Origin of the sequence: Achromobacter aegrifaciens, assembly GCF_902859965.1 — a bacterium.
In the GTDB taxonomy this organism is placed as follows: Bacteria; Pseudomonadota; Gammaproteobacteria; order Burkholderiales; family Burkholderiaceae_B; genus Achromobacter; species Achromobacter aegrifaciens.
Genome location: NZ_CADIKO010000002.1, coordinates 669532 through 682584, shown reverse-complemented (window position 1 = coordinate 682584; position 13053 = coordinate 669532). Strand labels below are relative to the sequence as shown.

The following is a 13053-nucleotide window of genomic DNA, read 5'->3' as shown; positions in this document are numbered from 1 at the left end:
GCATCGCGTCGGCAAGCAGTAGGGGAGAGGGCTGGCGGTCCCGCGTCGGGGACCGAAGAGCCGGTCCTGGCTTTCAGGCAGGACCGGCGCGGACTATTTCCGCGGATCCTGCGTCAAGCGGCGCTTGCAGTCGTGTTCCGACTACATCCGTCGTTGTCCACATTGATCTCTGGTGAGTTGAAGGTGCCCGCAGTATATCGTCGACCTAGGGTAAACACCAGTAAAAATGCCGCAAAGAAGCGAGTCCGCAGCATGGCATTGCCTGGGGATCCTCGGATGCGGGAGAGACCGGATTCATGTAGTATTCAGTTTCCCGTAAGAAAGAGAGCAAGGCGGGCGCTCTATCCGTTTGCTGCCCCGGCAGCCTGAGCCGTCCGCCATCTATGACTGAAGACCCACCCTCTAGCAGGGCGCCGCAAGCAAGCCGGCGCCCGGTGCCCAATCTTCCCGCCACGGCCCGGGCGCGCAGCCCGCAAGCCGATTCCATGTTCGCCGCCGCGGCCACGCCGCGCCTGGGCGGCCGCGCTCCGCCGGCCGTCCCTGGGGCCGTTCGCGCCCGCACTGAGTCTCGTGTCCGCATCCGCGGCGCATTCCCCTTGATCCTGTCCGGCGCCGCGTGGCGCACGGTCCCGATTTGCATGGAATCTCGATGATTTTCGATTGGATGTCCGACCCCACCGCCTGGCTGGGCCTGGCGACCCTGGTCGTGCTTGAAATTGTGCTGGGTATCGACAACCTGGTGTTCATCGCCATCCTGGCCGACAAGCTGCCGCCCGAACAGCGCAACCGCGCGCGGCTGATCGGCCTGACGCTGGCGATGGTGATGCGCCTGGGCCTGTTGGCGAGCATCGCATGGGTGGTCACGCTGACCGAACCCATGTTCACGCTGCTGGGCGCTGAGATCTCCGGACGCGACCTGATCCTGATACTGGGCGGCCTGTTCCTGCTCTTCAAGGGCACCATGGAGCTGCATGAACGCGTGGAAGGCAGCGCCAGCCACGAGCAAGGCCAGAAGCCGCAGCATGCCGTGTTCTGGCAGGTGATCCTGCAGATCGTGGTGCTGGATGCGGTGTTCTCGCTGGACTCGGTGATTACCGCCGTGGGCATGGTGCAGGACCTCAGCATCATGATGATCGCGGTGATCGTGGCCATGGCCGTGATGATGCTGGCCAGCCGCCCGCTGATGGCTTTCGTGGGCCGCCACCCGACCGTGGTGATCCTGTGCCTGGGCCTCTTGCTGATGATCGGCTTCAGCCTGGTGGCCGAAGGCCTGGGCTTCCACGTGCCCAAGGGCTATCTGTATGCCGCGATCGGCTTCTCGATCCTGATCGAGCTGTGCAATCAGCTGGCGCGCCGCAATCGCGTGAAAGGCACGCACGTCCTGGGCCGCCGCCAGCGCACCGCGCAGGCCGTGTTGCGCCTGCTGCGCGCCGGCCGCGCCGGGCAGTCCGCCGGCCAGGCCGACGAGGTGGCCGCGCTGGTCGACGGCGCGGACGGCGAACCGGCCTTCGCGCCCGAGGAAAGCACCATGATCGAACGCGTGCTGTCCATCGGCGGGCGGGACGTGCGCTCCATCATGGTGGCGCGCGGCGACATGGTCTGGCTGGACGTGGCCGATACGCCGGAGGCCATCGTGCGAAAGTTCGGCAGCGGCCACTCCCGCCTGCCGCTGTGCGCGGGCGATCCGTCCAATGTGCTGGGCGTGCTGCACTTCAAGGACCTGCTGCCGCTGCTGCAGAACCCTGGCCCGATCGACCTGGTGGAGCTGGCGCGCGAGCCGCGCTACGTGATGGAAACCATGCCGGTGCTGAAGGTGCTGGACGAGTTGCGCGGTTCGCGCGAGCACATGCTGATCGTGGTCGACGAGCACGGCGTGTGCGAGGGCCTGATCACGCCCATGGACGTGCTGACCGCCGTTGCGGGCGACCTGCCCGAGCATCAGGAAGACCAGCCCGAAGCCTTGCAACTGGCGGACGGAACCTGGCTGCTGGAAGGCCGCCTGGCCGTCGCGGAAGCCGCGCGCCTGCTGGACGCGCCGGACCTGGCCGAGGAGTACCCGGACGCCACGCTGGCCGGCTGCCTGTTGCGCGCCGGCGGCCGGATCCCTGAAGCCGGGGATGCGATCGAGTGGCGCGATTGGCGCTTCGAGGTCACCCGCCGCGACGGCCTGCGCATCGACCAGGTGCGCGCCAGCCTGATGCGCGCAGAGGCGCCGCAAGCCGGCTGATATCGCTCGACCGGCGCCTGCACCACGATGGGGATGCCTGAAGGCATCCCCATTTTTTTGCCTGTGTGTTGCGCCTTATCCGTTCTTCGCCTTGAAAGCAATAGATCACAGCCTATGGCCAGTATTGGTGAAAGTAAAACTCTGTGCGAAGATTGCGACAGATTTCACGACTTTGGATCTCGGCGCGGTTTGCCGAAATCGGCATTTCCGTACGGCGCGTCTTTGCATTTTGTTATCTCTTTCCGGGGTACATCGCATGGGCAGTACGCAGTCTGCATTCAAGGAAATCGGTGGAAGAGGAATCGCGGCGTGGCTGATGGTGGCTGCGCCGCTGTGCTTTGCGCAGCCTGCGCATGCCCAGTCCCAGTCGGCGGATGACGCCAACAAAAGCAACAACCCGCTGAACCTGGCGGCGTCGTTGAATTTCCAGAATTACTACACGCCGAAGTTGTTCGGCAGCAACGCCCACACCAACGACTTCCTGATCCGGCCGACGATCCCTGTCGCGCCGGGCGAGCTCGTCGGCGTGCCGCAGATATTTCGCATCACGGCCCCAGTCAGTACGCGCCCCGAGGCCGACGGCAGCTACAAGACCGGCCTGGGCGACATCAATGTGTTCGACATTTTCCTGTTGCAGCAGGGCGCGGTGGACCTGGGCGTTGGGCCGATGCTGACCATGCCCAGCGCGACCAGCAGCGAGCTGGGAGCGGGCAAATGGTCCGCCGGGCTGGCCGGCGTGGCGGTGCATGCCAGCAAGGAAGGGCTGCTGGGCGCGCTGGTGCAATGGCAGCATTCATTCGCCGGCCAGAATGCGCGCGACACGGTGCACACCGCCACCTTCCAGCCGTTCCTGATACGCAATCTGCCGCAAGGCTGGTATTTGAGGTCCACCGCAACCTGGACCTTCGACCTGCAGAAGAACGACTACTACATTCCCTTGGGGCTGGGCGCGGGCAAGGCCTGGCGCGTCGGGAAGAACATCTTCAACGTGTTCGCGGAACCGCAATGGACGGTTGCGCACAAGGGGGAGGGCCTGCCTCAGTTCACGCTGTTCGCCGGCTTGAACATCACCTTCGGGAATTGATCCCGTCAGCGTTTTTCTGGTCTTTCGGAGTGTAGGGATGCGGAGCGCGATTGCGGCAGTTGCAGGGTTGTTGGCGGTTCTGGCCGGATTGGTCCTGCCGTCTGCCGCCTGGGCCACTGAAGGGGCGCTGGGCCGCCAGATCACCGGCACCAACGTGCAGCCCAACGCCGGCATCGTGTCTCCCGAGCCTATCTGGGCCGTCAACCTGTCGCAGATCTACCTGGACGGCACCGTGGGCGGCAGCCGCGAAGTGCCGGTAGGAGGCCGTACCTCGCTGGGCCTGGACGCGAAAGTCGCGTTCACCCTGGCTACGGTCCTCAAGACCTGGGACACCGGGCCAGGGCGCTGGAACTTCGCGTCCAGCTTCACCTTGCCCTACGTCTGGACCAAGGTGAATTCCACCGTGACGGGACCAGGCGGGCGCAGCATAGACCAAAGCGATACCGCCTCGAACCTGTTCGACCTGTACTTCTCGCCCATCATCGCGGGCTATCACTTTTCCGAAACCTCGCACATGGCGCTCAGCCTGAACATCTGGGCGCCCACCGGCAAGTACAACGCCGACGACATGGCCAACCCCAGCCTGAACAACTGGACCTTCATTCCTCAGGTGGCCTACACCAAGATATTTCCGGAATCCGGTTTTCAACTGGACACCGTGGCCGGCGTCCAGTTCTACACCCGCAACAACGCCACGGACTATCGCAACGCGCCGCTGTTCAGCATGGACGTGATGGGCCGCAAGATCTTCAGCAACGGGGTGAGCGCGGGCTTGATCCTGGGCACCATCCAGCAACTGGGCAGCGATTCGGGACCGACGGCCGACCGGCTCAACGGCTTCAAGGGGCGCGACTGGGCGCTGGGCCCGATCCTGACCTATGACACGAAGCTGGCGGACAAGCGCTCCTTGTCCCTCAGCCTGCGCTGGGTACCCACGATCAGCAGCACGAAGCGTCTGGACAGCAACGATACGGTCATGGCGACCGCGACGCTGGTGTTCTGAACGTCAGCACGATTTCAAGGGGCTGCCAGCCCCGGGCGCGGCACCGCCACGCCTGAACCATCAGCTTTCGGGTGATTGAAATGGCAAAGCAGACAACAGGAAAGACACGCTACGCCAGCGCATTGCTGCTGGCCGGCGTGGTGCTGGGCGCGGGCGCCAGCACCGCCTATGTGGTCATGGGCAAGGACGGGCCGCCCGAAGCGGTGAAGGTGGTGCTGGGCGACGGCAAGAGCGGCCCGGCGGGCATGGCCTGGGTACCCGGGCGCGAGTTCCTGATGGGCAGCAGCCACAAACTGGCCCAGCCCAATGAAATGCCGGCGCACAAGGTATCCGTCAGCGGCTTCTGGATGGACGTGAACGACGTGACCAACGCGCAGTTCCGCCGCTTCGTCGAGGCCACCGGCTACGTCACGACGGCCGAGCAGAAGCCGCGGTGGGAAGACTTGAAGGTGCAGTTGCCGCCTGGCACGCCGCGCCCGGACGACAGCCTGCTGGTGCCCGGCGCCATGGTGTTCGTCGGCACCGAAAGCGAGGTCTCGCTGCGCGACTATTCGCGCTGGTGGCGCTATGTGCCCGGCGCGAACTGGCGCCATCCGCAAGGACCGGGCAGCTCCATCGCCGGCAAGGACGACCACCCGGTGGTGCAGGTGTCGTACCAGGACGCCATGGCCTATGCCAAATGGGCGGGCAAGCGCCTGCCGACGGAATCCGAATGGGAAATGGCCGCGCGCGGCGGGCTGGAGCAGGCCACCTATGCCTGGGGCGAGGAGCTGCTGCCGCAGGGCAAGGCCATGGCCAATATCTGGGACACGCAGCAACAGCAGCCGTTTCCGGTGGTGAAGGATGAAAAGGTACAGGTCGGCACCCTGCCGGTGGGCAGCTTCTCGCCCAATGGCTATGGGCTGTACGACATGGCCGGCAACGTCTGGCAATGGACCGCCGACTGGTACCGCGCCGACGCCTTCAAGATCCAGGCGCAGTACCGCCAGCCGCCCGCGGATCCGGCGGGGCCGGCCGACAGCTACGACCCCGACGACGGCATCGTGCCGCCGGCCGCGCCCAAGCGCGTGACGCGCGGCGGCTCGTTCCTGTGCAGCGACACCTATTGCATCAGCTACCGCACCAGCGCCCGGCGCGGCACGGATCCGATGAACGGCATGTCGCACCTGGGATTCCGCACCGTCATGACGCCCGCGCAATGGAAACTGGCCCAGACCGCCAGGAACGGCATCGCCAGCCGCTAGCCCGCATCACGCAGGAGAGGAAATGCCGATGAGCAAGCGCGACAGCATTCTGGAACTGGAGCGCGCCATGGCGCGCGCGGTGCTGGGACAGGCCGCCGTCATCCGCGAGGTGCTGCTGGGCCTGTTGGCCGACGGCCACCTGCTGCTGGAAAGCCTGCCGGGGCTGGCCAAGACGCGCACCGTCAAGACGCTGGCGCAGCATCTGGCCGCGGCAATGAGCCGCATCCAGTTCACGCCCGACCTGCTGCCTTCGGACATCACGGGCGCAGAGGTGCTGCAGCAGGACGCGCAGGGCGCCAGCCGCATCCAGTTCCAGCAGGGGCCGCTGTTCGGCAACCTGATCCTGGCCGACGAGATCAACCGCGCGCCCGCCAAGGTGCAGGCCGCGCTGCTGGAAGCCATGGAGGAACGCCAGATCACCGTGGCTGGCACGACCCACCGCATGCCGCAATTGTTCATGGTGCTGGCCACCCAGAACCCGATAGAACAGGAGGGCACCTATCCCTTGCCCGAAGCGCAGATGGACCGCTTCATCATGAAGATCGTGCTGGACTACCCCGACCCCGCCAGCGAAAGGCAGATGCTGGCCATGCTGCGCGGCGAGTCGCGCCAGGACGCGGAACCCGCCGGCGCGCCGCTGAGCCAGGAGGACCTGTTCGCCTGCCGCGCCGAGGTCGACCGGGTGCACGTGTCCGAAGCGCTGGACCAGTACCTGGTGGACCTGGTCAACGCCACCCGCCACCCGGGCGGGCATGACGCCGACCTGGCGCGCTGGATCCAGGTCGGCGCCAGCCCGCGCGGCGCGATCGCGTTGGACAAGGTGGCGCGCGCCCACGCCTGGCTGGCGGGGCAGGACTATGTCTCGCCCGATGATGTGCGCAGCGTGGCCCGGCCGGTGCTGCGGCATCGCCTGCACCTGTCGTATGACGCGGTCGCCGACGGCGTCTCGGCGGACCAGGTGATAGACAAGCTGCTGGACACGGTCGCCGTGCCGGTCTGAGCCCGCCATGCCTTCCGCCGCTCCTTCCCCGGAAGTCCAGGTCCACATCAAGGACCTGATGGCGCTGGAACCTGCCGCGCGCGGCCTGGGGTTCTTCAGCCGCCAGCCGGTGCGCAGCATTCTGGCCGGCCAGCATGGCTCGCGCCTGCGCGGGCGCGGCCTGGACTTCGAGGAGCTGCGCCGCTATCTACCCGGAGACGATCTGCGCCAGCTGGACTGGCGCGCCTCGCAGCGGTTGGGCAAGCCCTATGTGCGCACCTACAGCGAGGAGCGCGACCGTCCGGCGCTGGTGGTGGTGGATCAGCGCATGGGCATGTATTTCGGTTCGGTGCGCAGCTTCAAGTCTGTCGTGGCCGCGCGCATCGCGGCGCTGTCGGCCTGGATGGCCTATCTGGCGGGGGACCGCGTGGGCGGCCTGGTGTTCAGCGATGCGGGCATCGACAACGTGCGTCCGCTGCGCAGCCGCGAACGCATCCAGGCCCTGTTCGCCGCCATTGCGCGGCGCAGCCAGTCCATGGGCGCGGACCAACCCGATGTGGACGCGTCCGGACGGCTGAACGAAGCGCTGCAAGGGGCGCTGGCGCACGCGCCGCACGATTGCCTGGTCTGCCTGATCAGCGATTTTGCCGGCGCCGATGACGCTACCTTGCGCCTCTTGCGCACGCTGGCCGCGCATAACGATGTGGTCGCAGCGCTGGTGTATGACCCGCTGGCGTTGCGCATTCCCCTGAGCGGCCGGCTGGTGGTGACGCAGGGCGAGCTGCAGGTCGAAGTCGCCGCGGATCGCAAGCAGGTACGCGAGCCGCTGTCGGACTTCTTTTCAGGACGCCTGCACGACGTGGCCGAGCTGCTGCGCCGCAGCCGCGTGCCGCTCTTGTCCATCGATACGGCGGACGACACCGTGGCGCAGTTGCGCCGCGAGCTCGGCCGCCAGGCCAGTCGTGCTCAAGCCAGGGGCCGGGCATGAACGCCGACGCCACCCCGTCCATCGAACAGCTGCGTCAGCTGCCGCTGCCCGAGCCGGTCAGCTACTGGCCGCAGACCTGGGGCTGGCTGGTCGTGCTGGCCGTGGTGCTGGCGCTGGCCACATGGGCCGCGTGGCGGATGGCGCGCCGCCACCGACGCAATGGCTACCGCCGCGCAGGGCTGCGCATGCTGGAAGCGCTGCGGCGCGAAACACAGGCGGATCCCCTGGCCGCACGCGCCTTGCCGGATCTGCTCAAGCGCGTCGGCCTGTCGTCGGTGGCGGCAGCGGACCGCGACCGGGTCGGCGCGCTGCAAGGCGCGGAGTGGGTCGCCTTCATGGATGCCGGCGTGGCCGTGTTTCCGCCCGACGCAGCCGTGCTGCTGCGCGCGCTGGCGTATGCGCCGCCCGAGACCTTGCGGGCCATCGACCCCGCGCGCGTGCGGACCTTGTTCGCCGCCAGCCGGCAATGGATGGAGCGTCACCATGTGGCGGCTTGAATATCCCTGGCTGCTGGCGCTGCTGCCGCTGGGCTGGCTGGCGTACCGCTATCTGCCGCCGTATGTGCAGCGGCGTAGCGCCGTACGCATTCCATTCTTCGAATCGGTGGCGCGCAGCACCGGCCAGACGCCGCAGCGCCCCGGCGTGCGCGGCGACCGCTGGCAACTGGCCTTGAACGCGCTGGTGTGGCTGCTGCTGGTCCTGGCGCTGGCGCGGCCCGAACGGGTCGAGCCGCCGCTGGAGCATCGCCAGCCGGTGCGCGACCTGCTGCTGGCCATCGATATCTCGCAATCCATGGAGACCGAGGACTTCGTGGCGCCGGACGGCCGCCGCGAGGACCGCTTGAGCGGCGTCAAGGCCGTGGTGGCCGATTTCATCGACCGCCGCAAGGACGACCGGCTTGGACTGATCGTGTTCGGCACCGCCGCCTATCCCCAGGCGCCGCTGACCCAGGACCATGCCACGCTCAAGCTGCTGCTCGGCCAGGTAAGCACGCGCATGGCCGGGCCCAATACCGCCATCGGCGATGCCATCGGGGTGGCGATCAAGCAGTTCGAGCATGCCGGCGAACACGACCAGGTCCTGATCCTGCTGACGGACGGCAACGATACCGGCAGCGCCGTGCCGCCGGACCGCGCCGCGGCCATGGCGGCCGCGCGCCATATCGTCGTGCATACCGTGGGCATAGGCGATCCGCAGGCGCAGGGCGAGGAGAAGGTCGATTTCGACGCCTTGCGCGCGATCGCAGCCAAGACCGGGGGCCGCTTTTTCCCGGCGCAGGACCAGGCGTCCTTGCGGCAGGTCTATGCCGAACTGGATCGCATCACGCCGCACGAAGTGCGCGAGTTGCGCCACCAGCCCAAGCAGGATTTCTTCTGGGTGCCGCTGGGCCTTGCGCTGTTGCTGCTGGCTGGCTGGCACTTGGCCGCGGCGCTGCGCGGCCGGCGGCGCGACGCCCGGCCGCAAGGGGATGCGCGCGTGGAGGAGGGCGGATGGAAATCGACCTGAGCGCCTTCCATTTCCTGCGCCCCTGGTGGCTGCTGGCGGTCGCGGCCGCGGCCTTTGTGCTTTGGCGGCGGCGCGACGAGGACGGCCGGCTCGGCTGGCGCAGCAACATCGCGCCGGCGCTGCTGCCATACCTGACGGTGCGCACGCAGGGCAGCCGCGGGCCGCGGCCCGCGCAACTGTTGGCCGCCTTGCTGGCGCTGGGCGGCATCGCCGCTGCCGGGCCGACGTGGCAGCAGGACCGCCCGGCCTTCCTGGACAATCTTGCGCCCCTGATCGCGGCGGTCGACCTGTCGCCCTCGATGGACGCGGCGGATCTTCCGCCCAGCAGGCTGGAAGCCGCCAAACGCAAGCTGCGCGATCTGCTGAAACGGCGTGCAGGCGCCAAGACGGGCCTGATCGCCTACGCCGGCTCGGCGCATCTGGTGTTGCCGCCGACCGACGATCCGGCTTTGCCCGACATGTTCGTGCAGGCCCTGTCCACCGGTCTCATCGCCGCGCCCGGCAAGGATGCAGCGGGCGCGATCTCGCTGGCCGCGAGCCTGCTGCAATCGGGCGAGGCGGGCGGCACCCTGCTGCTGGTGACGGACGGTGCGGACACCGGCCAGCTGGCCGAAGTCGAGCGCCTGGCGCGGGCCAATTCCTTCCAGATCCTGATATGGGCGGCGGGCACGCGCGATGGCGGCGTGGTGCGCGACGCCCGCGGCCAGCCGCGCCTCGACGCGCAGGGCCGGCCCTTGCTGGGCAGTTTCGACGAGGATGCGCTGAAACAGCTGGCGCAAGCCGCCCGCGCGCCGCTGGGCAGCCTGACCCTGAACGACGACGACCTGGACTGGGTAACGCTGCATGCCGAACGGCACTTCCAGGAGGTGCAGGACGCGGACAAGCCGCTGCACTGGAAGGACGCCGGCTATTGGTTGTGCTGGCCGCTGGCGCTGCTGGCATTGCTGGCGCTGCGGCGCGGCTGGAACATCAACTGGACGGCCTGCCTGCTGCTCGCCGCCACGGCTACGCTGCATACCCCGCGCGCGGAAGCAGGCGCGCTGGCCGACGCCTTTTTCACGCCCGACCAGCAGGGCCGCTGGGCCTATGAACACAAGCGCTATGCCGAGGCTGCCGCCTTGTATGCCGATCCTTACTGGAAGGGTCGCGCCGCCTATGACGCCGGCGACTATCAGGCGGCGCTGGCCGCATTCGCCAAACTGGAAACGCCCGAAGGCGACTTCTATCTGGGCAATACCCAGGTCCGTCTGCGCAGCTACGACGCCGCGCTGGCGGCGTACGACCAGGCGCTGCGCCTGCGGCCGGATTTTCCCGAGGCGCGCGAAAACCGCGAACTGGTCGCCAGATTGATCGCCGCCGCCGAAAGCGAGCAACAGGACGACGACTCGGAGAAACCGGACGAGACCCGCGTGGACAGCGACAAGGGCGCGGGCAAGATGATCCGCACGCAGGCGCCGCAAGCCGCGTCCGACGAGGTCTGGCTGCGCAACCTGAGCCTGTCGCCGGCCGGCTTTCTGAAGCAGAAATTCGCGATCGAAGACGCACGCAAGGCCGCGCCGGCGCAGGGGAGGCAGCCATGATGCACCGCCATGCCGCGCTGCTGCGTTGCCTGGGCCTGCTGCTGATGCTGCAACTGGGCCTGTGCGTCGGCGTGGCGCGAGCCCAGCAGGCGGATGGCGGGCCGCAGTTGCACGCCGAGGCGCGCATAGCGGCATCGGGCGACCTGATGGCTGGCGCCACCGCCATCCTGCAGGTGGACGTGTTGACGTCGACCTGGTTCACCCAGCCCCCGCAGATGCCGGCCCTGGACATCCCTGGCGCGCTGGTGTCGGGGCCGTCAGGGCAGGCCACCATCATCCGCGCCACCATCGGCGGCGTGGCCTACAGCGGATTGCGCTACGCCTATCTGGTCAGTCCCGAGGCGGCGGGCGACCTGCGCGTGCCGGCCATCCGGGTCAGCGCGCAGGTGGGACAGGCGACTGCGCCCCTGGTTGCGCAGACGCGCCCGTTCGAGGCGCGCGCCGCCGGACCGCCAGGCGGGGTAGCCGGTCATGTCCTGGCGGCAAACTCGGTCCAGGCGACCCAGCAGATCCGCTATTCGGCCGAGCCTCCCGCCGTCGGCGACCACGTCAGCCGCGTCATCACCGTGCAGGCCCAGGGCGCCCAGGCCATGCTGATCCCGCCGCCTGCCGCGGCCGCCGTGCAGGGCCTCAAGCTGTACCCGTCCGAACCCGAATTGACGCAGATGTCCGACAGCCGCGGCGGTTTCCTCGGCGGACAGCGCATCGACCGCCTGGACTATGTGATCGAAAGCGGCGGCGCCCATGAACTGCCGGCGGTGGAAATCCGCTGGTGGAACGTCGCGGCCAACAAGGAAGAGCGCGTCACGCTGCCCGCGCAACGCTTCGAAGCGCGGGCGGGCGCCGCCTACCAGGCGCCATTCTCGGTCGAACAGGACCTGCGCGACATGGGCCGGCAAGTGCAGGTGCGCGTTCCGGGAGGATGGCTGGCGCTGGCCGCGGGCGCGGCGCTGGCGGCGTTGGCCTGGTGGCTGGGTGCGCCCTGGTTGCGGCGGACATTGGCCCGCCTGCGGGCCGGACTGCGGGCGCGGCGCGAACAATGGCACGCCTCCGAACCCTATGCGGCAATGACCTTGCGACGCTTGTTGGCGCAGCCCCAGCCGCGCATGGACGCGCTATACGCATGGCTGCGCCGAGCTTGCGGCGCAGCCACGATCGCGCAGGGGACGGCCGGCCTGGACCCGGCGCTGCGCCAATCCGCAGACGATGCGCTGCGAGCCTGCTATGGCCGGGAGCCAAACGCGGCGCGCGGCTGGCGCGGATTGCGCGGGATGTTCCCGCGTTGGCGCCGTGCCTTGCGCTCACCGGTACGAGAGGGCGGCGCACAAGACCTGCCTACGCTGAATCCCCGTTCGGCCGCAACATCGCGCGGACTTGCGGGCATGCCGCCCGCCGATACTCCAGGAGATCTCCCATGACGACGCCTTTGCTTGCCCGCCGCTGGTTCGCGCTGCTGCTCCTGTTGCTCCTGGCCGGGCTGGCGCGCGCGCAGACGCCGCTGCCTTCCTGGAACGAAGGACCTTCGCGCCAGGCCATTCTTGGATTCGTGCAAACCGTCACGACGGAGGGCAGCCCGGACTATGTGGCGCCGGCCGACCGCATCGCGGTGTTCGACAACGACGGCACGCTATGGAGCGAGCAACCTTTGTACTTCCAGCTGATCTTCGCGCTGGACCAGGTCAAGGCCATGGCGCCGCAGCATCCCGAATGGTCGACCGAGCAACCCTACAAGGCTGCGATCGAGGGCGACCGCCAGGCGCTTGCCGCCTCGGGCACCGAAGGACTGCTGAAGATCGTGGGCGCCACCCATACCAACATGACGACGCAGGCCTTCGGCGCGGAGGTCCGGCAATGGATCAAGACCGCCCGCCATCCGCGCTTCAAGCAGCCGTACACCAGCATGATCTATGCGCCGATGCTGGAGCTGCTGGACTATCTGCGCGGCAACGGCTTCAAGACTTACATCGTGTCGGGCGGCGAAGTGGAATTCATGCGGGCCTGGGCGCAGGACGTCTACGGCATTCCGCCCGAACAGGTGATAGGCACCACGTTCGTCACCGAGTTCCAGATGCAGGACGGCAAGCCCGTGCTGATGCGCACGCCCAAGCTCGACTTCAACGACGACGGCCCGGGCAAGCCCGTGGCCATCAACAAGTTCATCGGCCGCCAGCCCATATTCGCCTTCGGCAATTCCGACGGCGACCTGCAGATGCTGCAGTGGACGGCGGCCGGCAGCGGCAAGCGCTTCGCGGGCCTGGTGCATCACACCGACGCCCGGCGCGAATGGGCCTATGACCGGGATTCCAAGATCGGCAGGCTGGACCGCGCGCTGGATGAAGCGCAGCAAAAGGGTTGGGTAATCGTAGACATGGCAAAGGAGTGGAGAAGGGTATACGCATTTGAAACACAGTGATTCGTTTACGTGACTGGGAACCGCCCGCG

The 13053-nt window shown here is 67.8% G+C and carries 11 protein-coding genes; all 11 read left to right on the top strand.

Annotated features, from left to right (window positions below; all coding sequences use genetic code 11):
- The first annotated feature begins 649 nt into the window (after nucleotides 1-649).
- The 11 genes from HV793_RS14350 to HV793_RS14300 all read left to right on the top strand — a co-directional run bounded on the left by HV793_RS14350 (nucleotide 650) and on the right by HV793_RS14300 (nucleotide 13024).
- On the top strand, nucleotides 650-2227 hold the full coding sequence (locus HV793_RS14350) for a TerC family protein (protein ID WP_175213406.1): 1578 nt from the start codon (nucleotides 650-652) through the stop codon (nucleotides 2225-2227).
- Nucleotides 2228-2483: 256 nt separating this feature from the next.
- Nucleotides 2484-3311 (top strand): hypothetical protein, encoded by an 828-nt coding sequence (locus tag HV793_RS14345; RefSeq protein ID WP_225588733.1) that lies wholly within the window; start codon nucleotides 2484-2486, stop codon nucleotides 3309-3311.
- Nucleotides 3312-3348: 37 nt separating this feature from the next.
- A complete protein-coding gene (locus HV793_RS14340; protein WP_119449209.1) occupies nucleotides 3349-4314 on the top strand; it encodes a SphA family protein in 966 nt (321 codons plus the stop codon).
- 80 nt (nucleotides 4315-4394) lie between these two features.
- Entirely contained in the window at nucleotides 4395-5558 is a 1164-nt protein-coding gene (locus HV793_RS14335) for a formylglycine-generating enzyme family protein (RefSeq protein WP_175213405.1), read from the top strand.
- Nucleotides 5559-5586: 28 nt separating this feature from the next.
- The gene (locus HV793_RS14330; protein ID WP_054454308.1) at nucleotides 5587-6558 is read left to right on the top strand and encodes an AAA family ATPase; all 972 of its coding nucleotides are present in this window, start codon (nucleotides 5587-5589) and stop codon (nucleotides 6556-6558) included.
- A 7-nt stretch (nucleotides 6559-6565) separates the two neighbouring features.
- Nucleotides 6566-7525: a DUF58 domain-containing protein gene (locus tag HV793_RS14325; RefSeq protein ID WP_175213404.1), complete on the top strand. Its 960-nt coding sequence runs from the start codon at nucleotides 6566-6568 to the stop codon at nucleotides 7523-7525.
- A complete protein-coding gene (locus HV793_RS14320; protein ID WP_175213403.1) occupies nucleotides 7522-8022 on the top strand; it encodes a DUF4381 domain-containing protein in 501 nt (166 codons plus the stop codon). The genes HV793_RS14325 and HV793_RS14320 overlap by 4 nt, the downstream gene beginning before the upstream one ends.
- On the top strand, nucleotides 8009-9031 hold the full coding sequence (locus tag HV793_RS14315) for a VWA domain-containing protein (protein WP_054454314.1): 1023 nt from the start codon (nucleotides 8009-8011) through the stop codon (nucleotides 9029-9031). Before HV793_RS14320 ends, HV793_RS14315 begins: the two co-directional genes overlap by 14 nt.
- Nucleotides 9016-10611 (top strand): VWA domain-containing protein, encoded by a 1596-nt coding sequence (locus HV793_RS14310; RefSeq protein WP_175213402.1) that lies wholly within the window; start codon nucleotides 9016-9018, stop codon nucleotides 10609-10611. Before HV793_RS14315 ends, HV793_RS14310 begins: the two co-directional genes overlap by 16 nt.
- Nucleotides 10608-12029 (top strand): BatD family protein, encoded by a 1422-nt coding sequence (locus tag HV793_RS14305; protein ID WP_175213401.1) that lies wholly within the window; start codon nucleotides 10608-10610, stop codon nucleotides 12027-12029. Before HV793_RS14310 ends, HV793_RS14305 begins: the two co-directional genes overlap by 4 nt.
- Nucleotides 12026-13024 (top strand): HAD family hydrolase, encoded by a 999-nt coding sequence (locus HV793_RS14300; RefSeq protein WP_175213400.1) that lies wholly within the window; start codon nucleotides 12026-12028, stop codon nucleotides 13022-13024. The genes HV793_RS14305 and HV793_RS14300 overlap by 4 nt, the downstream gene beginning before the upstream one ends.
- Nucleotides 13025-13053: the final 29 nt, after the last annotated feature.

Coding starts and splice junctions, on each gene's coding strand:
- HV793_RS14345 (WP_225588733.1), top strand. CDS start 2,484: ATGGGCAGTACGCAGTCTGCATTCAAGGAAATCGGTGGAAGAGGAATC.
- HV793_RS14340 (WP_119449209.1), top strand. CDS start 3,349: ATGCGGAGCGCGATTGCGGCAGTTGCAGGGTTGTTGGCGGTTCTGGCC.
- HV793_RS14320 (WP_175213403.1), top strand. CDS start 7,522: ATGAACGCCGACGCCACCCCGTCCATCGAACAGCTGCGTCAGCTGCCG.
- HV793_RS14325 (WP_175213404.1), top strand. CDS start 6,566: ATGCCTTCCGCCGCTCCTTCCCCGGAAGTCCAGGTCCACATCAAGGAC.
- HV793_RS14315 (WP_054454314.1), top strand. CDS start 8,009: ATGTGGCGGCTTGAATATCCCTGGCTGCTGGCGCTGCTGCCGCTGGGC.
- HV793_RS14335 (WP_175213405.1), top strand. CDS start 4,395: ATGGCAAAGCAGACAACAGGAAAGACACGCTACGCCAGCGCATTGCTG.
- HV793_RS14305 (WP_175213401.1), top strand. CDS start 10,608: ATGATGCACCGCCATGCCGCGCTGCTGCGTTGCCTGGGCCTGCTGCTG.
- HV793_RS14330 (WP_054454308.1), top strand. CDS start 5,587: ATGAGCAAGCGCGACAGCATTCTGGAACTGGAGCGCGCCATGGCGCGC.
- HV793_RS14310 (WP_175213402.1), top strand. CDS start 9,016: ATGGAAATCGACCTGAGCGCCTTCCATTTCCTGCGCCCCTGGTGGCTG.
- HV793_RS14300 (WP_175213400.1), top strand. CDS start 12,026: ATGACGACGCCTTTGCTTGCCCGCCGCTGGTTCGCGCTGCTGCTCCTG.
- HV793_RS14350 (WP_175213406.1), top strand. CDS start 650: ATGATTTTCGATTGGATGTCCGACCCCACCGCCTGGCTGGGCCTGGCG.